Source organism: Phaeobacter sp. HF9A (assembly GCF_011806385.1).
Lineage (GTDB): Bacteria > Pseudomonadota > Alphaproteobacteria > Rhodobacterales > Rhodobacteraceae > Epibacterium.
In genome coordinates, this window is the sequence record NZ_JAATOX010000003.1 from 68,364 (window position 1) to 87,812 (window position 19,449).

The following is a 19,449-nucleotide window of genomic DNA, read 5'->3' on the forward strand; positions in this document are numbered from 1 at the left end:
ATATGGCATGCTGACAGCATAGTGGCAGCATAAGGCGAAGGGGTGTGATCATGCGCAAGGCAGAGCGCCTGTTTGAGATTGTTCAACTGCTGCGGCGCGTGAGTGGCCCTGTCTCTGCTGAAAAGATCGCGCAGGAACTAGGGTCGTCGAAGCGCTCGGTATATCGCGATATCGCGGCCTTGACGGCGCAAGATGTCCCGATCCGTGGTGAGGCTGGTATCGGATATGTTCTTGAAAGAGGCTTTGACATGCCGCCGTTGATGCTGACCTCGGACGAGTTGGATGCCGCTGTTTTGGGCGCGCATTGGGTTGCCAGCCGGGGGGAGCCAGACTTGGCAAAAGCTGCGCTCAACCTGTTGGCTAAGATCGAGGTGGTGGTGCCTGAACGGTTGCGCGGGCATGTATTGGAACCTGCAACCAGCATCGCCCCGGTAAGCCCGACTGCAGAGACAGTGGATGCCGCACTGCTGCGAAATACCATCCGTGCCCATAGAAAGCTGGCACTGGTCTATCGTGACGGAAACTGCACGCATACCAGCCGTGTGGTTTGGCCTGTCCTCCTGGGCTATAGGGATGAGGGCCGTATTCTGGCCGCGTGGTGCGAGTTTCGCGGCGGGTTTCGTTACTTTCGCACCGAGCGCATGATTTCGGCGGAGCCATTGGAACAGCGGATACCGGAGAATGCACGGGCGCTGCGGACCCGATGGCGGTGTGCGATGGACCTTGAGCGGGAGAATTTTGTGGCTTTGGATCAAGGTTTTCAGCGCGGCCTTGAAACCGAGTAACTCAAAAGCCGACATTCGTGCGTTGCGCAGCATCAGTCAAGGTGGGCTCGAAGCCGACATGCGGCGTCGCGGCGGCAGGGTTGCGGCGATTCAACACCTGGTCACCGACGCGAGGGGACGCCAGCCAGCCCTATGCAGACGGATATGGCCCCGAAATACGCCGGAGTTTGCCTTTGGGACAAGATGGATTGCAAGGGCAACGCTCTTTGAGAAAGAAGTGGGTGAGGCATATATGCGGCCCTACCTAATCACGTTTTCTAAAGCAGATTGTGCGAAAGCAAGCTGAACACTATATGTGAACCACGAGGAAACCCTGAGATTCAACATGTCGTATGACCCGCGCAAGGCGGCACAAACTATCGCCTATCTTGCAGTAAAGAATGAACGCGAGCCTTTGAATATTCTCAAGGCAATCAAGCTCGTGTACCTTGCAGACCGCGAAAGTGTGCGACGGTCAGGCTTCACCATCCAAGATGAACCGCACTACTCAATGCCTCATGGGCCGGTGAATTCGACTACCTATCGATTCATCAACGGAGAAGTCCCTCCCCAGGAAGCCAACGGATGGAGCGAATTTCTGACCGACCGCAATGGACACCGGGTAGGGCTGGCGAACCCTCAAATCGACCCCGACGATCTAGACGAACTGTCGGACGCTGAAATTGCTGTGCTTGATGATGTCTGGGAACAGTTTGGGCATTTAACCCAATGGCAGTTAGTTGAATGGACTCACGATCCCCACAACGTCCCCGAGTGGGAGGATCCACACGGGTCGTCGGCCCCAATACCGCTGCGCCGCATGATGGACGCTCTTGGCATCCAGAATGCCGCCGATCAGGAGACGTTTGTCCGCGAGCAACGCAGATCTTCCGCGTATTTGAAAGCGCTCTGAAAAGGTGCCGGTTCACGAAAAAGCCGCACTCTTAGTGCCTTCGGGTCCGTCGCACGACCCTGATAGAAAGCATTTAAGCATAGTATGTTGCGACCCAAACGACGACGGGGACGTGGTAATCGTAAGCATTTCCAGTTACGTCAATGACCTTTGCGACGATACCTGCATCCTCCAAGCAAATGACCATGCTTGGCTACGGCACGAATCGTACGTTCTTTACAGGTCAGCGCAAATCATTGGGGCAAAAAAGTTGGAAAATGGGATCGCAGCCGGTGAGATTTTAGTGCGCGATAACATGAATGCGCAAGCATTCCTTCGCGTACGCAATGGCGTATGCAACTCGCCGCACACCAAGAGGAAGGTGAAGAGGTTCATGGGCTGCTAGGTCCAATTGGCTCATATTGGGACCCTCGGGCGTCGGCTTCCTGCGCTTCGCTGCCGCTGGAGCTGACCGCAGCATCAGCCATGGCTGCCACCGCCTGCTGAACGGCGGCTTTCGGGAAAGCGCTTGCGCTCGCAGCAGCGCCTTCGCTGCGCCCTGCATGAATGTCGTGATTGGGCTGTCTCCCGACCTTAGCTGCGCGTAGCTCGAAGGTCCGCAAAGGGCCGAACATTTTCGGCCTTAAGTCGCCGCAATATTCAAATCTCATTGTTTAGAGCTTCAGAAATCCGACCAGGATTAACGTTAAATTCTTGAGCCAAGTCCCGTTGGTGTAGGCCTGGATGTTTTCTAGCATAACGACGAATTTTTTCGGCGAGCTAAGGGGTGAGCTTAACACTTCTGTTTGAAGCTCGCCTGACGGGGGATTGCCTATACATTTCATCCGCAAGGGCATGAAGCTCCTCAAGGCCATGCTCCTCTGCTAGCTCCCTTAGTCTTACGCGGATTTCTGGTATTGATCGCTTGTTTCTCTTCATTTGGCTAGAGACCTCCCTGCGCTCCCACAGCGCGCCATCTCGACAGAGTTTCAGCCGATAGGCGATTCGCGTCCAATGTTTTCCCGCTCAAATCTTCCGGCGTTTAGTCGCGATGAAGCTTGCGGCAGTAGCGATGGAGGTCTGCTTTGGGTTGTCGGGAAGAGATGCAGTACCGCGTGCTGACTGGCAGCTCTGGGCCGAATGCGTCGTCTGAATGAAGAAAGCGGAGAGCGGGCCTCGGCCATGGCAAGCCTGAATGCCGAAAGGCGTCGGAAGCGTAAAGTGACGCTGACGACCAGATCGGACAACGCCGCAGGGAGCGGTCCCTTTCGGTGCTGCCCCGATCTAGCGGCCTCCGCAGACAATTGACAAGCACAGGATCGTCATGCGCCTCGAAGCCCTTCCATTTCTGCGGATACAAGAGTGTTCAGAAGGTCTCGCAGCCAGATGTTGGGCGCGTCGCTCCGGCTATGCGGATGCCAGGCGATTTGTGTGGGGAAGGTCCCGAGGTTCGCCGGGACCGTCATGTCCAGGAGGCCGTAGGGTTCGGAGACCATGGCGGCGATGCGCGCCGGAACGGTGGCGATGCCTCCGATGCGGGCGACGGTCGGCGCGGCCATCAGGAAATGCGAGACGATGATCGAGGTATTGCGGCGAAGCCCCGTGTCGGCCGTCAGCTTGTGCAGGCCAGTGCGCCAGTTGCCGGGCGGTGCCACGACCACATGCGGCAACCGCTCGTAGAGGGGTCGGTCCAGTGTGGCGCCGCCTGCCAAGGCTTCGGGGGCAACGATGCAGCGGAAGCCGTCGGTAAACAGCTCCGAGACCACAAGTTCTTCCGGGGGAGGATAAAACCGTCCCAGGGCAAGATCGAAGCTCTGCCCGGCAAGGGAGCGGGGATCCAGGTCCGTGCCGATCGGCGCGATCTCAAGCTTCGCCCAGGGGGCGTGACGCGCGAAGGCCGCGGCCAGCGGAGGGGCCAGCACCACCTCCGCGTAGGGCCCCAGCAACAGCCTGAACCGCCGCGTGCTTCGGGCCGGATCGAAAGGCTCGGCGGCACGGAAGGCCTGTTCGAGCCGGGACAGTCCGGCCGCGACGTCCGGCGCAATCTGCTGGGCTTTCTCGGTCGGCTCGACGCCGTACCTCGCGCGCAGGAAAAGCTCATCCCCCAGGGCAAGGCGCAACCGCGCCAGGGCCGCACTGACGGTGCTTTGCGATTGGCCGAGGCGTCGCGCCGCGGCGGTGACATTGCGTTCCTCCATCACGGCGTGGAAGACCCGCAGAAGGGATATGTCGGCGCTCATTCGTCCGGTATATCGATTTCTGGGATCGCACGCATCAATTTCTCGATTGGCGGGTCCAGTCCCATATCAGTTCGGAGACGTTCCGGGGGTGAGCCTCGCGGGACGTTGCGAACGCCTCAAGGAGACCCTGAAAATGGCACGTATTCTGATCCTCTCGACCGCGACCGACGTCTTGGGCGATACCGGCAACCCCACCGGCGTCTGGTACGAAGAGCTGGCGAGCCCCTATTACGCCTTTCTCGACGCGGGACACGACGTCACGCTGGTGACGCTGGGCGGCAAGCCCATCCCCATCGACCCGAATTCCGACGTGAGCGGTGAGGATGCCCCGGCCTCGGTCACCAGGTTCCGCGCGGATGCCGAGGCGACGGCGCTTCTGCACAACCCCGGTCGTCTCGAGGACGAGGACGTCACCGCCTATGATGCGCTCTACATCCCGGGGGGCCATGGCGCGATGTTCGACCTAGCCGAAAGCGCGCTTGCGGCAAATGTCATCGGCAAGGCCTGGGACAGCGGCAAGATCGTCGCCTCGGTCTGCCACGGCCCGGCGGCCTTTGCGAAGGTCGTGGATGCGAACGGCGATTCCATCGTGAAGGGCCGCAAGGTCACCGCCTTCACGAACAGCGAGGAAGAAGCCGTGGGCCTTGTGGAGGCCGTGCCCTTCCTGCTGGAAACGAAGCTGCGCGAGCTCGGCGCAAAGTTCGACGGCGTCGACAACTGGCAGCCTCACGCCGTGGCCGATGGCCGCCTGGTCACCGGGCAGAACCCCGCATCGTCAGAAGATGCCGCGAAGAAGGTCCTGGCCCTGCTGTAACGCCCTGTGACGCCGCCCCGCGACGGGCGGCGTCACCTGCGCCAGATGGTCCGACTGAAGCGCCTCATGGCGCGCCGGGCGTCGTTCCTCCTCCCCGCGCCGGGGCTGTCCTTCACCCAGGGCTTTCCCACCAAACCGAACCTTCGGTACCGGTAACGCGCGAGTTCGCTGTGCGGCCCCAACCTGCCGTTCAGTCCCTGGCCGATCGCCGCAGTGCGGCTTCCCCATACCGGCCATTCGTCCATCGCACAGCATTTTCGGAGGCTGAAGGTCGGCTGGGCGGGACAAACCTGCCATTGGGCAGCACAGATCCTTTAGCTGAGATCACCGCTTCGTTTGTTGGCGCAGTCGATCCAGTCAGAGGCGAAATCGACAAGAGATCGAAAATCGCATACTTTGCATTCAGCACCTCCGAATTTTCCGAAAGAAACAGCGCCGGTCTTTTCGAACGCCTCACCAATTGCCGGAAACAGCCGGTTCATATCATCTGCTACGTCGGGTGTTTCGATCCATGATCCGTTGGGGCCACCGTTCTTGAAGCGCCGCGTCTTTGTCCGCTTGTGTTGTGCAAAGGTCTCGGCTGTGTGAAGGGCTGAGCATCGGTTCCAGCCGACCCCGATCAGCAAGATCTTCATGGCATGGCGATCACGGAGCTTCCCAAGGGGCGTTTTCTCTCCAGTTGCCCACGCGAGGCTGTGTTCCTTGAGAAAGTCATTTGCTTTCTTGCCATTGAGGCAGATCGATACGGCCGGGTGGTCGCTGCGTTGGGTTCCCGGCCAGGTTCTGAACGTCTCCGCAATGACTCCCATGCCAGACGTTGGGGATTTCGCTACATCGAAACCGGGAACCGCGTCTTCGATTTCGGCAATCTGGTCTTGGGTTAAGCGGGACGGATCAACTCCAGCAGGAAAGTAGGCGTCGGAAGAGAATCCGGGCATTCCTACAAGACCTGTTCCACCCACCGTGTTCAGAAGGCTTTCCACAATTGTTCGGGCACCGCCCACGGTAGCGCCTACGGCACTCATCGAGCCATGCACAAAAAGCCCGTCTCCCGCGTGAACGCCGAGCGAGATAAGATCATTGAGAAGGCTTGTCTGAGTATGAAATACGGCAACCATACGCCTGACTATCACCATTTCTGCGGATGCAAAATCCGTCAAAGTGGGCTCGGAGCTGCCATTCGCTGCGAGATGCCTGAACGCCAGCTAAGGGCCGGTCGCTGCGTATTAGGCTTATCGGCCTCAAGTGAGTTCGTTTCCGTGCTCCACATCTTGCCAGTGCTTGTTCACGGGCAATTTTGCGGCACGTTTTGCGATGTCGGAAACCTGCACGGGACGGAAGCCCCACTGATCGACGCCGACGTTCACGCTGTTTCGGGAGCCGGGCCATTGGTCATGAACGTGTCCGAAGAGTTGCAGGGCACCTCTACGGGCGCCGTTCCAGATGATCATGGGATAGTGGCACAAGACGAGGCTCTGGTCGCCGTCCTGGATCTCAGCCATGTACTCGGTGCTTGCCCAAGGCAGTGAGATCACCGCTTCATCATCGTGGTTGCCGATGATCAGGTGCTTGCGCCCAGGGAGGCTGTGAAACCAGCTTTCGAACTGGGCTGTATCGTCGGCGCGTCCGAACGCGAAATCCCCCAGAATCCACAGATCATCGTCATAACGGACGCAGGCCTGGAAGTTTGCGATCAACGCGGCGTTCATCTCGGCTGTCGAGGCAAACGGGCGCTTGCAGAAGTCGATGATGCGATGATGGCCGAAGTGCAGGTCGGCCGAATACCAGTTGGCCAAATGCATGCCCTCCGCTTTCGTCTGAATCCGGCTCAGACAATGGCATGTGATTGCACAAAAGCCGAGGACCTCTTTGAGCGCTGGACGGGTTTTCTGATGCCTGAGAAAACCTTCGGTTCCTTTCAACTGTCCAATGTGAAATCGCCACCTGACATTTCGAGGGGAATGTAAGTTAAGTGTCAGAACTAATTGAGACTTTCGTTGGGAAAGCCCCCATATTTCCCTTGCAAGCTGCTCTGGGGCCTTCCTAGAATCGGTTCAGGTCGGGAAAGCGAGCCCGGCTTGATCAGAAACGTTTGTTCCCACTGAAGGCCGCAAGATATGGACGCAGACAAAATGCGCCAGCAGATCGTGAAACTGCATCTCGGGATGTCCGGGACGACGATCACGGAGCTTGCTGAGAGTATCGGATACAGTCGACCTGCGGTGTCGAACGTGTTGGCCGGTAGGAAGAGATCGCCGCGGATCGAAGCGGCAATCGCCGAGCGCACTGGGTTTCGCGCAGACGACCTGTGGCCTGCTGCCGGTGTAAGAAGAAAGGGAGGTCAGAAGGGATGATCTAGAAAGGAGAAAAGCCCCGAGAGCGGACTCTCAAGGGCCTTTATGTCGATTGGTACCCGACAATCTGAAGGTCTCTCGATTCCCCTCAAAAGTCAAGTCTGGCGGCCGGGTCACCTGACCCGATCGGTCGTGCTCGGCCGTCTTCCATCATTCGACAAGAGGATCGTGAGCGGTTCACTGTGGTCAGTATGACCCACGGGCGATCCCGCACACTGAAAAAACATGGAAAAAGAAATCTTCGTGGCCCCCCGGGCCAGCCGTTCGACGCGGAACCTTTCGGAACGCTCGAAAGCGCGAACCTATGTAGAGACAGGCGCTTTCCGACCTTATGGCGGTGAGAGCCAGAAAGTGAAATTCGACAGCCTTGGTGAGTTCGACGCTTTTGTCACGATCACCGCCATCTATCCAGTCGCTGACATGGTAGAGCAACCTCCAGCCATCGAGTACGTCGACGCAGAAGGTCGATCCAGACGCAAAGTGATCGACCAGGTCTATACCTTTACTGACGGAACCAAGGCTGCCACCGAGATGAAACCTGCGGCACGCGCCATAGCCCAGAACCTTGAAGAGCAGCTGAGCTTTGTGGCGGCGGCCATGCCGCCAGAATTCGCCGAGACCTTGGTTCTAATCACTGAGGAAAATTACGACCAGTGGGAAGCCCTGAATGCGCGCCGCCTCTTGGCGTACAGGCGTGAAGACGATCCGGAAGCCGCGTCTATCATTGCTGGCTTGGCAGCCGAGCTTGAGCTACCGGTTACCATCCGCGAGTTGATCGCGCAGGCTGACATCGGGGGGAGGGCATGGCCTGAGGTTTTCAAGGCTATCTATGCTGGTGTGCTGCGGCCGCTTGAGGACGGCATCATCGACCTCGAGATGCTGGTCGAAGGAGGCTCGAAATGAACGAGATCATTCGTCTGGAGCCATACTCGCAAATCCGACATGGGGGCATAGCCAGCTTGGTCGTCGACCAGGGGCCTCTCGGGGTCACCATCACGCGCGAAGCCGACGGCAAGATTGCTTTTGATGAGCTGACTTATGATGAAATCAACGATGGCCTTAGGACGGGTCATATCGTTGTACAGGACGGCTATCACAGCGAGGAGGCGGCGCGGCAGCGAACCAAGTTTGGAGAGCAGGTCGTCACCCAGTTGCCACGTAAGCAACGTGGGAAGGTATTTTTCCGCCAAACATGGTGCGATTTTTTCCTGGATGCCGAGGCGCGCGAAGAAGTCGGACGGAATTGGCGGGACGTCGACGCTTGGATTCTCAAGATGGCCCCGCAAATAGCGAAGCATATCCCTCAACCCGAAGGGCCTGCCCAGAAACGCAAGTATGGCGGGAAGAAACGCTCGCGACGCGATATCGACCCGCCTAGCTCATCGGCTTTGTTGCGGTGGGTGCGAAAGTACCAGGATGCAGGACGTTCCGTTCTGGCGCTTATCGATAAGAGACACTTGGCCGGTCGTACAAAGGTGAAATTCGGCCCGGAGAGCGCGGCACTGCTGCGGAAGTGCGCAGATCGTTATGCCAGCTTCAAACGGCCGTCCAAGAAAAGTGTCATTCGGCAGGCAAAGCGGGCGTTTCGGCTGGCCAATGCCTTTCGGGTAGACCGCGGCCTACCGGCTTTGGAAGTGCCGTCCGACAGTACCATCTACAGGGAGATCAACCGTCTCGAGCCCTATTACGTCATGTGCCAGCGCCAGGGGCTGGAGGCGGCCAATAGGCATTTTGCAATCATCGGAGAGGGCCTCAACGTCCTGCGTCCCGGAGAGCGGCTGGAGGTTGATGAGTGGAAGGTCGATCTGATCACATTTTTCGCAGAAGCCGGAGTGTTCGGGCATCTGACCGAAGAACAGATCAAGACGTTGCCGAAGGGGCGACGCTGGATCTACGTGGTGATCGATGTCCGAACGCGGCTGATCCTGTCGGTAAAGGTATGTGCTGCCCCCAACACTGAAGACGCGATTGTCGCGTTGGACCTTGCCACGCGCGACAAGACTGAGTTGGCAAAGCTCTTCGGGTGCAAACTGCCCTATTGGCCGGGGACTGGGTTCGAGACCGTTGCCTCTGACCAAGGCGTCGCCTTTGCGAACTTCGATTTCCGGGCTGCTGTGACTGACCTGCGTGGTACGGTCATGTTTCCTCCCGCGGGCGTGCCCAAGTTGCGGGGGCATGTCGAACGGTGTTTCCGGACCTTCGGTGTGGACCTGATGCAGTGTCTGAGTGCGCGCACGTATTCGAACGTCGTCGAAAAGGGCGACTTCGAGCCTGAAGACTATGCGGCGCTTGCCGACGACGAGCTGACACGGATCTTGGTGCGCTTCGTTGTCGACGTGTACAACAACAAGCCCCATGGAGGCCTTGGTGGACAGACGCCGCTGAATTGTTGGCGGGAGCTGTGCTCGACGGTCGGAAAACCTCGGCAACCGGGCCGGTTCGAGCGCCTGGGTGCGTTCGGCCGGAAGTATACCCGGATCATTTCCGGGCGCGGTGTTCGATTTGCAGGTATCTTCTATACCTGCCAGGCGGTGGAGGACTACTTCCTCTCCAACCCTGATCTCGAAGTCGAAATCCGGGTAGATCATGAAGACTTGGGGCTGATTGAGGTTCACCTTGATGGTGTATGGGTCGTGGCGCGCACCCGCGCAAAGGGGTTCGACGGCCTGTCTCTGGATCTTTGGACGGAAGCCTGCACCAACCTGCGGCGGCGTTTCGAGGCAGAGGCGGAGCTGACGCAAGATGTCATTGATCAGGCACTCGCCGATTTTTCGGAAGAGGATCGCGCAGCCTCACATCGGCTCGGTATTTCCGCTCTCGCGCCGACACGGGCCGACGTCGAGCGTAATCGGAAACAGCTTTGGCTTGGTCTGGATGTCGTTGCCGGACACTCTCCTGCGGTTTCCAGAAAGAAGCGTGGGCTGCTGTCCGGCGTGATCCCCAAGGCTGAAAACGCGCCTCCTGCACCCCTGACCGTTCTTCCATCGGAAGAGGACATGGTCAGCCCCCCTTCCTCCCAACGCCCGCGGTGGCGCATGGAGGAGGCGGAATGACCCGCATTTCGCGTGAAGAGGTCAGCCACATCGTGGCTGACCTTGAAAGCCGCTTCATCGCTCACGACGCCTATCGTGACCTCCAAGATCAGATCGATGACATCCTCTACCGTCGTAAGGCGCACATGGCCGTCGGGCGGATGCCCGCGGAACGCGGCATAGTTGTTATCGGGAACGCCGGGGCAGGTAAGACGGTCAGCACCAAGCATGCTTTGGAGCAGCATCCCAAAATTTCGTATGGGTCGCCCCTGCGAGAAGCACTGACCGTTCGGCTTGAGACCGGTGCAACGATCAAAGGGGTCGGCGTCGATACTCTCGATGCCTTTGGATACGAGAGTAAGAGCGAGCGCAACGCGCATTCCATCTGGCAGCAGGTGATGCGCCAAGCGCGGGCGCACAAGACCTTGTTCTTTCACTTCGATGAGGCCCAGCACATCCTGAGATCCAAGTCGAAGCATGATCTGGACCAGGTTATGCTCGTGTGGAAATCCTGTCTGGAATACGCCACCTGGCCTGTCAGCCTGATCTTGAGTGGGACCTGCGAGCTCCTGGACCTGATCAATCGGGATGATCAGCTAAAGCGGCGGTTTGAGCCCGTGCATTTTGCTCCGATGACATACGCCGCGCATGGGCATGAGGTTGGTGGGGTGCTGGAAGCCTATCTCTCGGCAGCGAAGCTGGGGCGGGGGCAGTCTGTTCAGGCCGCGTCCTCAGTTCAGCGTCTGCTGCATGCTTCCCGGTACGAGTTCGGACTGACGACACGACTGATCATCGAGGCCATCAAGATCGCTTTGCTTGAGGGCAGTGCTTCGGTGGAACAAGCGCACTTTGCGACCGCCTATCGCAAGCAGAAAGGCTGTGTGGACGCACTGAACCCCTTCATCGTGGAGAACTTCCGCGCCATCAACACCGGACAGCTGTTGGGCGGCGCGGACCTCGAGGCGCCGCCGGTCAAGACGAGGGGCGCGGCATGATACGTCGTTTACCGATCTTGGTAGCGTTGGTGCCGGGGGAAACCCCGGCCTCCTTCGCGTCACGGCTGGCCTGGGCAAACGGCCTCTCGTTCGCATCGGAGTTTTGTGCTGATCAGGGCTTTGCGCTGCAATCTCTTGCTGATGGCGAGGAGCGTGCGCTGTCCATCCTTGCTCCGCTTGGTGGTGTCGACCGCTTCGAACTCTTGCGAGGGCTCGTGGCCAAAACTTCGGCCGGTCAGTACCTGGTCGCCGGGCAACTTGTTGAGAAACGGTGGATCACACGTAGGCGGCTGAGGTTTTGCCCGAAATGCGTGGCCGAAGACATTGCGACGCCATCGGTGGGTGGTGCCGCCCAAAGGTGCGTTTGGCACATCCCCTCGATCCGGTCCTGCCAGCAGCATGGTTGCAGGCTCCACGAGGACGAGAGCTATTCGCATAGCCGTGGCCCTCATGACTTTGCAGGCCGCATTCGCGATCTGGGATTTGAGCACGAGCAACTGGAACAACTGGTCGTTCCTCAGGCGCCGACCGGTCTGGAAAGCTATCTGGCTCGCAGAATGGCAGGTGAACGCCAGGACCGCTGGCTAGATGTTCTGGGCTTCGGTGCAGTAGCACTCGGTGCCGAGATCCTGGGTATCGTAGACCTCTTCGGGGTGGGGGCGAAGCCGAAGTTCTTATCGGAAGGCGACAAGAGCCAGGCCGGTGCGCGAGGCTTTGAAATCTTGTCGCGAGGTGAGTGCGGGCTGCGAGATTTGCTCGAGGCCATCCATTGTGACGCTGGATCGCCGGTCTCACTGTCCCGCAGGCACTATGGCTGTCTGTTCAACTGGCTGGAGCAGTCACACGCAGATCAATATGAACCCTTAAGAGCCATCGTGCGGGATTTCATGGCGGAGACGTACCCCATCGGTGAAGGGGACATGCTCTTTGGCAATCCGTGCGCCGTTCGGCGCGTTTACAGCGTCGAAGCTCTGCGGCGTGATCTGGGGCTGGGATATCGTCAAACGTTGGAGCTTTTGCAGGCCAACGGCTTTCTGACTTCTGGTGGTGATGTCGGCAAGGGCGCACTCCTCGACGCGCAGGCGCTGAAGCCGATCGTGGAGCGCTTTTCCGGGGCCGTTTGCCAGGTTGCTGCGCAAAGAAGGGTCAATCTCCCAGGGCTCAGTTCGATGCTCTCGTTGCGGGCGGTATCCTGTCACCGATTGCCGGGTCGCCCGCCGGGCGTCCCTATTACGACGAAGGCCAGCTTGATGCTTTCCTCGCCAGCATCAAACCTCGCGTCGAACTGGGCGAAGGGGACGGCGGTGCGGAGCGCCTGGTCGGGATTCAGACGACCTGCCGGAAAGCCGTCGCAGGCGCGGCTGACGTTGTTCGCTTGATCCAGAAGGGGGTGCTGAAAACTGTCGCCAAGTCATCTGAGGAAAGTGGCTACCTGTCTGTGCGGCTGGACCCACAAGAGGTTGCCGAGGCGTTGCGTCTGCTCAAGCCTGAAGGATACCTTCGGTCCACGCTAGCACGTTATCTGGGGATCAATGAAGCTGCCGTCCGGTATTTGGTGGAGGTGGGCTACCTGACGCAAGTTCGGGCACGGCACCCGCACTCACGGAAGTCGATCAAGGTTGTGACCTACGAATCCGTCGATTGTTTCCTGGACCGATATGTCCCCTGCAAGCACCTTGCCGAATTCAAAGGGGAAGGCACGCGGAGTGTCGGTGATCAGCTCGAAGCAATCGGGTTGAAGCCGCTTCCGTTGTCGCCAGCGGCTAGGGGGCGTGTATTTCTGCGCGATGACGTGCCGTTGGGTCGGCGGGAACGAGGCAATCGATTGCGATCTCTCAAGCACGACGACATCGCTTGGCCTGATCTGTGATGCGGGGTTTGCTCTATAGAATGAAGGGTGCTCAGCCCGTCTACGTCAACTCCGCAAGACGTGGCATAACGCCAAGCTTAGACACGAAGGGTGGCTTCCAGACCTTGTCTCCGAGTAAGAATAAATCCTCGCCTCAAAGTTGAAGCGGACCTCAGGGTAGGGTCACGCCTTCTCTGTTGTGTTCGCGGATGACCACCCTAGTGCGCATTCCAGCCGGGTGTAAACCTTTTCAGTGCTTCTAGTGATGATATCGTGCCGCCCGAGTAAGCGGCGTCCGCAAAACGCGCTAAAATACCTCTGCATCAGCCACCGTCATCCGGCGTCCGCCTCGTCTCCGAACTTGAGGAGCGCCTCGACCGCGGGCCGAACTACCTCCCTGAGCAGCTCCGCCGCCACCTCGGACGCATCGCCACTGAAATGGGCGAGTTGGGTCAGCGCGGCATCGATCCGGAGCATCAGCGGTAGGCTTTCCTTTTCCCGCGCGGCTGCGACGAACGTCGCCGCATGCTCCGGCTCCCTGGTGAAGAAAAGGAGCATGGCGTATGTTACGGGCTCAAAGATACCGTTGAAATGGAGCGCCTCGACGCCCCCCGGTAGCGAGTGCGTCTCAACCATGTCGCTGACGTTGCCCGGCTTGATAAGCGGCTCGGGATAGCTCCCGATCTGTAACATCAGTACGGCGTCTAGGCGCGCCGATCGATCCTCGTCTTTTGAATCGACTGCTATCCGCCAAGTGGCCAAATAGGACAGGATCATCCATGGATCGATGTCGACGATAGAGCCAATGCCTTCTCCATCCACGATATCGGTGACATCACCGACTCGCAGCTCAATCTGTCCATCGGGTAGTCCAGTCATCTCGAACATATGCCCATCGGGGGCGAGGCCAGTGACAGTCCTTCCCGGCGGCAACGCCTCATTCTCGCGGCGCGGTTCCCTGGAACGCAACGCCTCGATCAATTTGTAGTCCAAGGTTCCGCGCGTCTTTGCCGCCAAAAAGATCGAATACGCCGCGATCACGGGACCGAGTGGTACACTTGACGCCAGTCCAGCGAGGTCGTTCGCGACGTCGTCGAGGTCCCCATTCTCGGTGATGCGGTTGGCGAAAATCTGGGCAAGGTGCAAGGCGAGCAAGTCCTGTAGCTTAGGGTAGAGGATCGCTTCGCCTTCCTCACTCCTTCCCTCGTGCAGCAGCCCTGCGTCGAGCAGTTCGCGAATATCGGCGTCGGATAGCAGCTCTCGCAGCGCTGATTTTCGAACGATATATGTGTCCAGCGATAGCAAGCGGAGCTCGTATGTAAAATCGTCCGAGGTCAGGTCTTCGACCAGCGCCTGAGCCACCTCGCGGTAGTTTGTAGCGGCACCCAACATGTCGCGGTAGCGCTGCTCCACTTGACTGAGGAGTTGGAGCGTTGGGATGGGTGGGAGGATTGCCACCGTACCAGGTTCCAAGGTCGGGCCTGCCAAAATCGAGCCCACCATCGAGCGCAAAACCCAGGGAAGACGATATTCCCGCGACCGCTCACCGCCGGCCATGATCGATATTCCGTGCTCCTTGAGGTGATCGCGCGCAGTCGCGTACTCATCGTCGTCGAGCGGCTCGAGAAAGAAGCGCTCTGGATCTCGGCGCTTCAGCGCCGACGGGGTCCGACCGTTGCTTGATGTCAGCAGACGGTGCGCGGCACCGGTGTCGAGCGCCAGGACGACGCGTATCCTGTCGCCGAACAACGGCGACGTCAGCGCCTCGAGGTCCTGCCTAAATCTGCCGCGGGCGCCACCGAAGTCGTCCACCGCGACCACCAGGGGCGGTCCCTCGGTCCGCGACAGTTGCTGGACCCAGTGACGCGCCTCATGGGGCGTGATCGGCCAAAAGAGCTGCGAACTCAGGATGTCGGACAGCGCGCTGAACAGGTCGATCCCGCTGTCCGCGTCGAGCGTCAACACGGCAAAATTATCGCCGGCGTTGAGCTGCTCTGCAAGCGCACGTAGCGCCGATGACTTGCCGCTGACGGGATCGCCCTCGACGAACACCAGCCGCTTCCCGTCCTTGAGCGCCTTGACAGCTTCTGCCACCGCTTTTCGCGAAAAGAGGAAGCCGTTCACGAAGGGTAATTCCGGGGTCGTCCAGCCACCCGTCCGCTCCTCAATGAAGTAGTCGCTCACCGCGCGGACAGCCTCAATCCATGCCTTCGGGTCGGTCCCGAGGAGCCGCGAAGTCGCGCGTTTCATGTCATCGGCTGCGACGAGCGCAACATTGTCGAGGAGCGCCTTCAATGCTTCTTCACCCTGAGACGCAGGGCGCCAGTCCATTCCAGTTTGCGTCTCGACCAAACGCCTCTCCGTGCCGTCCGTTGCCAGCACCAGCGGCGGTCTGGGATGGAGGATGCGGGCGTAGGAGAGGCCTTGTTCAACGTCGTCGTCGTTTATGCCGAGCCCAGGGCGCTTCAGCTCCAAAACCAGAGTGTGAACCCCGCGCACTGTCACGAGGATGTCCGCGCGCCCGGTTACAAGCTGGCGCTCCTTGCCATCCACGTGGAGGACGGCGTGGCCAAAGCGGATCGTGAAGCTGGTCTGCTGTTCGATTTCCTTCCCGTCGAGCCACGGTAGTGCTTTCAGCAGCGCGTCGCGCGCGCGGGTTTCGAGCTGGGCCTCAGTCTCGCTCTTCGTTGCATTTGTTACCTTCATAACACCTCGTCGCCGACCCGTTGGCCTCATTACTAACTGCCAAGTTTTCCCGACACCGCTTCGCGCTTCGACTTGTCCCACTCGCCCTTAAGAAGGGCGGCCATGTGTTCCTCGAGTTGGTCTGCCAACTCGGTATTCGTAAGCGTTTCTGAGTTGCGTGCGTTCGTTATGGCGTCAAGCACATCGTGCACCGCGCGATCGGCTTCGTGCGTGTCACCAGCGGCAGGCGCTGGAGCGCGACCGGTTGGGTTGAGGCGTAGCCTGATCCCGGTCCGTAGACGGTCGAACTTCTCCCAGTCGACCCCGGCCCCGCACCGTCCATGGGAGCGCAGGAGCGCCACCAGCTGTTCGGTTTGGTTCCGCATTTCGGCCCGCCATTTTGCCCGCTCTGCAGTGACCGTTTGCACCAAAACCGTCTTGGCGGTGTTATCGACCGAAGCCATGGCCGCGATATTGGCCACCTCGCGCGCGCTTTGCTGAGCACTTTTGGCCGCGCTGCGCGACTTGAAATAGCTCGCCAGTGCGGTCGCGATGACGCCCGCCGCGGTCAACGCAGTGGTAATCGAACTGTCGAACTTCAGGTCAGCGAGGACTCCGAGGATGGCGGTGACGGTTCCAACCACGACGCCTACATCCGCCTTCGTGACATCATTGCTCATTCCCTGCCTCCCGTGGGAGTTGGATTGTTGCTCCGCCCGGACGAAAGCAAGAGCAGCCGCAAGAAGCCGAACATGCGTACAAAGAGCCAGTCCAGCTGCTCCGACCGATCGATCATTTCCTGCGTCACCTCAGAATGGCGAATTCGCAGGCTATTGCCGATAGAGGTGAGCGACTTCGCCTCGTCAGCGAGCGCAGCGCGCATTTTCGTCCCGGGAGCAGCGGCGCAATCCAGCAGCGCATCAGCCTGCGCGCGCTTATCCGAGCCTGGTTCGAGCGTCTTCATGCGTTCGAAGGCATCCCATAGCTTTTCGGTCGCATCCCGGCGATCTTCGAGCTTTGGGGCAAGGAAACGCGAGCGAGCGTATTCCAGCAGGCGATCAAGCTCCGTGTCACCTGTATTGAACATCTTCCAGCCGAGCGCTTGTGCGACCGGTTGCGGTAGAATTCGCTGCGCGCGGCCGTCATCATCGAGCTTGAAGGCGATCCCATTTCGCTGGAGCAGGAGGTTGACGTCCGCGACGAAGGAAGCGAGTCCAGCGGCTCTTTCCCATTTCAAGTGATGATGGTCATAGTAGGAGTGGTAGCTAACGGAGATGGGTTCGCCAACCGCCTTGGCGCAGAACTCTAGTAAGTCCAACACAACCGGTGTCTCGGGGAGCTTGTCGCATCGTAGCGGCCACTCGAGCCACGGGACTTCGGCTTGGAGGAATTGTCCAAAAGCCTGCTGGTCGCAGCCGCAAGCCCCCCTTCCGTCCGGACACTGCTCGGCGAACCGAAAGCCAAAGGCACCATTTCCGATGCGCAAACCTACAAGCGAATAGAGGGCGCCCCAAACCCGTATATTGATAGTTTCCGATATCGCCGGACGCGTGCCATATTCGCGGTCCGTGAAGTAATCTGTATTCAAACTGTTCCCCTCAAAGAAACGCGCCGCCTTTACCCAGCCTGTATATTATATCGTGACGCAGTTGTCCGTATATGGTGTGCTCATAAAGTGTCGATCAAGCCGCTGCTGAATTTCTTCGCAAGACGAACGTCTTTATGACATGCGCGAGACTTGGGACTTAGTGGCAATCGATACTCCGTACGCCGTCACAGTGGACATCGCAATCTACTACAGTGCTGGCAGAAAGTTTCCCTTTTGGGGTTGCATGGGGGGGCGGGCAGAACTCGTTGCGCCCAAGCTGTAGCTGCCGTTCATGCCGCCCGTAGCCGATGGCCACTTTGGGGCGGAGGTGCCGAGAAGCAAAGACACGACATTACCTTTGGCTGCATCGCTTACTTCCCTTGGTGAGTGGGCGATACTAATTTTTTTAGACAGCGAGCTGTTTAAGTGATGCAAAATTTTAATCGATCTCTTTGGTCGAGCCTACTCGCCCAGTTCAGAAGAACATATCTTTGAGAAACTGCCAGAGACCGAGGAGACCTAAAAGAATTCCAATCACGCCTATGATTAACGACCAGGCGGCAACCCACGCTGGCACATATACATACGGGTCTCTGTGGTGAAGGTACCAGCACAAGCTACGCCAACCGGTTACTAATTCGACGTCCAGTCTTGCACTCGAGTTCACTTTGCCCAGGCCCAAGTGTTCACGGACATCGTAGTCAGCTAAAGCAACTCCGTCTCCCTCTTCGTGTCCTAACCCCACAAAATAGCCGCTGCGCCCATCATGTGTAACCTTTAGGAGTGTATGCCGGTCAGCCCCGAGCCGGTCAGAACGAGAGAAACGGATGCGCCAGCGCCCGATGTCGGCTTCAGGCGGCTTGCGAATGATAAAATCTCGAGAGCTTTTAGGCATGCAATCGTCCGTCCCGTGCTTCACCGCTTCATGTGAGAATGGTCAAGATGACTCTGCTAGACAATGTCAATTTGGGCTAAAATCACGACGTTTAAGTTTTCGGGGGTAAGGTTTGGCTAAGGCCTCTTCCTGATCGGCACGATCCACCTTCTTCTTGATCTGAACCCAACTCATTGTCACACATGCCGATCGCCCGCTGCCTGCGCTTTTCTGACCTTGGCGTGCCAGATCATGCTGCATGATGGAATGGATGTCCGGTCTCGGGAAGGTGCGCAGCCGATATGACTACCCCGGCTAACGCGGGGCGTTCTGTCGCCTCCCAGCGAAAGGTAGGAGGGGCCGCTCTCCGGTCAGACTACGTATCTTTGGATGTAGGTCATTCTTTATGAAGACTTGTATCAAAAAGATACATCGTTGGATCCGAGTGCTATTGAAAAGAAAAGATTTTTTGAGTTTTTGATAGGTGATGTCCGATGGAGCGCCACATTGTTGTGTCTGAACTGACCCATAGTTTGCCCATTTGGTGCGGTTTGGTGTCCACTATCACCGCATAGATTGCCCACCGGTCGATGTCAGGCACTGTTGATGTCCGTAGAAAAGCAACGGGCCTACCTGAAGAGGGTAGGCCCGTTTTCTGTTTATCTATTTGATTTTAAGAAGATAAATTTCTAATCGAGGTGTGTCAGTAGGGTATGAGCCTCGACGCCCAGCCCCTTCGCGACACGGTAGAGGTTGTCGATCGAGATATTCTGCTCAGACCGCTCTACAGCACTCAAATAGGTCCTGTTGAGGCCCGCTTCCTCGGCAAGGCGTTCCTGCGACCAGCCTTTCTCAGCACGAAGCAGCCGCATATTGCGGGCAAGTACGTCTCTCAGGGGGCTCTTGGGTGTCCGTTTCACCCCCGATGCTATTGGCGAATGTCGGCTTTAACTCTACCGGTTTTAAGAGACATTCCGGTGCCCGATCTGGACGCCGAAGCACAGGAGAGGCAGCAATGATCATCGACTTGGTAAAACTGGAGAAACTCGCGGAAGAGATGGAGGGCTACCCGGGACTTCATTTTGAGTACTGGTTGTCAGAAGCGGGTGGCGGCGGGTGGATATCCCCTACCGTGGCGGCGCGGGTCCGCTGAACCTGCTGATCGACAGCACCGGTATCAAGGCTGAGGGCGAAGGTGAGTGGAATGCCCGTAAGCACGGTGGTTCCAAGCGCCGTATCTGGCGCAAGATACACATCGGCATCGACGAGGAAACGCTGGAGGTCCGGTAATCCCCCCGTTTCTGCGGGGACTTGGTCGTAGAATTTACGCGGCCGTTCTCAGTTTCTGGGCGGGGGTCATCC

Annotated in this window: 15 protein-coding genes and 1 pseudogene; 9 read left to right on the forward strand and 7 right to left on the reverse strand. The window is 58.6% G+C overall.

Annotated features, from left to right (window positions below; all coding sequences use genetic code 11):
• The first annotated feature begins 50 nt into the window (after positions 1-50).
• Positions 51-785, forward strand: coding sequence for a YafY family protein (locus tag HCZ87_RS00860; RefSeq protein WP_167641873.1), 735 nt, complete (start codon positions 51-53; stop codon positions 783-785).
• A gap of 325 nt (positions 786-1,110) precedes the next feature.
• Positions 1,111-1,677, forward strand: a complete 567-nt coding sequence (locus HCZ87_RS00865; protein WP_167641874.1) for a Panacea domain-containing protein — start codon at positions 1,111-1,113, stop codon at positions 1,675-1,677.
• A gap of 1,301 nt (positions 1,678-2,978) precedes the next feature.
• Here the strand turns inward: HCZ87_RS00865 and HCZ87_RS00870 are convergent.
• On the reverse strand, positions 2,979-3,896 hold the full coding sequence (locus tag HCZ87_RS00870; RefSeq protein ID WP_167641875.1) for a LysR substrate-binding domain-containing protein: 918 nt from the start codon (positions 3,894-3,896) through the stop codon (positions 2,979-2,981).
• Between the two features lie 133 nt (positions 3,897-4,029).
• Between HCZ87_RS00870 and HCZ87_RS00875 the strand changes: the two genes are divergently transcribed.
• Positions 4,030-4,710, forward strand: coding sequence for a type 1 glutamine amidotransferase domain-containing protein (locus HCZ87_RS00875; RefSeq protein ID WP_167641876.1), 681 nt, complete (start codon positions 4,030-4,032; stop codon positions 4,708-4,710).
• Positions 4,711-5,024: 314 nt separating this feature from the next.
• Here the strand turns inward: HCZ87_RS00875 and HCZ87_RS00880 are convergent, their stop codons facing one another.
• Positions 5,025-5,870 (reverse strand): aminoglycoside N(3)-acetyltransferase, encoded by an 846-nt coding sequence (locus HCZ87_RS00880; protein ID WP_167641877.1) that lies wholly within the window; start codon positions 5,868-5,870, stop codon positions 5,025-5,027.
• Positions 5,871-5,951: 81 nt separating this feature from the next.
• A complete protein-coding gene (locus tag HCZ87_RS00885; protein WP_167641890.1) occupies positions 5,952-6,506 on the reverse strand; it encodes a metallophosphoesterase in 555 nt (184 codons plus the stop codon).
• Positions 6,507-6,842: 336 nt separating this feature from the next.
• Between HCZ87_RS00885 and HCZ87_RS21245 the strand changes: the two genes are divergently transcribed.
• From HCZ87_RS21245 to HCZ87_RS00910, 5 genes are all read left to right on the forward strand, one after another.
• Positions 6,843-7,064 (forward strand): helix-turn-helix domain-containing protein, encoded by a 222-nt coding sequence (locus HCZ87_RS21245; protein ID WP_368484062.1) that lies wholly within the window; start codon positions 6,843-6,845, stop codon positions 7,062-7,064.
• A 225-nt stretch (positions 7,065-7,289) separates the two neighbouring features.
• A complete protein-coding gene (locus HCZ87_RS00895; RefSeq protein ID WP_167641879.1) occupies positions 7,290-7,967 on the forward strand; it encodes a hypothetical protein in 678 nt (225 codons plus the stop codon).
• Positions 7,964-10,117: a DDE-type integrase/transposase/recombinase gene (locus HCZ87_RS00900; RefSeq protein ID WP_167641880.1), complete on the forward strand. Its 2,154-nt coding sequence runs from the start codon at positions 7,964-7,966 to the stop codon at positions 10,115-10,117. Before HCZ87_RS00895 ends, HCZ87_RS00900 begins: the two co-directional genes overlap by 4 nt.
• On the forward strand, positions 10,114-11,091 hold the full coding sequence (locus HCZ87_RS00905; protein ID WP_167641881.1) for a TniB family NTP-binding protein: 978 nt from the start codon (positions 10,114-10,116) through the stop codon (positions 11,089-11,091). The genes HCZ87_RS00900 and HCZ87_RS00905 overlap by 4 nt, the downstream gene beginning before the upstream one ends.
• Positions 11,088-12,470, forward strand: a complete 1,383-nt coding sequence (locus HCZ87_RS00910) for a TniQ family protein (RefSeq protein WP_167641882.1) — start codon at positions 11,088-11,090, stop codon at positions 12,468-12,470. The genes HCZ87_RS00905 and HCZ87_RS00910 overlap by 4 nt, the downstream gene beginning before the upstream one ends.
• Positions 12,471-13,273: 803 nt before the next feature.
• Here HCZ87_RS00910 and HCZ87_RS00915 read toward each other — a convergent pair.
• The 4 genes from HCZ87_RS00915 to HCZ87_RS00930 form a co-directional block, all read right to left on the reverse strand.
• Positions 13,274-15,646, reverse strand: a complete 2,373-nt coding sequence (locus HCZ87_RS00915; protein ID WP_167452417.1) for a type I restriction enzyme HsdR N-terminal domain-containing protein — start codon at positions 15,644-15,646, stop codon at positions 13,274-13,276.
• A gap of 32 nt (positions 15,647-15,678) precedes the next feature.
• Positions 15,679-16,305: a hypothetical protein gene (locus HCZ87_RS00920; protein WP_167452418.1), complete on the reverse strand. Its 627-nt coding sequence runs from the start codon at positions 16,303-16,305 to the stop codon at positions 15,679-15,681.
• The gene (locus tag HCZ87_RS00925; protein WP_167641883.1) at positions 16,302-17,213 is read right to left on the reverse strand and encodes a hypothetical protein; all 912 of its coding nucleotides are present in this window, start codon (positions 17,211-17,213) and stop codon (positions 16,302-16,304) included. The genes HCZ87_RS00920 and HCZ87_RS00925 overlap by 4 nt, the downstream gene beginning before the upstream one ends.
• A 1,563-nt stretch (positions 17,214-18,776) precedes the next feature.
• Positions 18,777-19,007, reverse strand: a complete 231-nt coding sequence (locus HCZ87_RS00930) for a helix-turn-helix transcriptional regulator (protein WP_167641884.1) — start codon at positions 19,005-19,007, stop codon at positions 18,777-18,779.
• A gap of 202 nt (positions 19,008-19,209) precedes the next feature.
• Between HCZ87_RS00930 and HCZ87_RS00935 the strand changes: the two are divergent.
• Positions 19,210-19,374 (forward strand): annotated as a pseudogene (locus tag HCZ87_RS00935) (transposase); the annotation flags it as partial.
• Positions 19,375-19,449 lie beyond the last annotated feature (75 nt).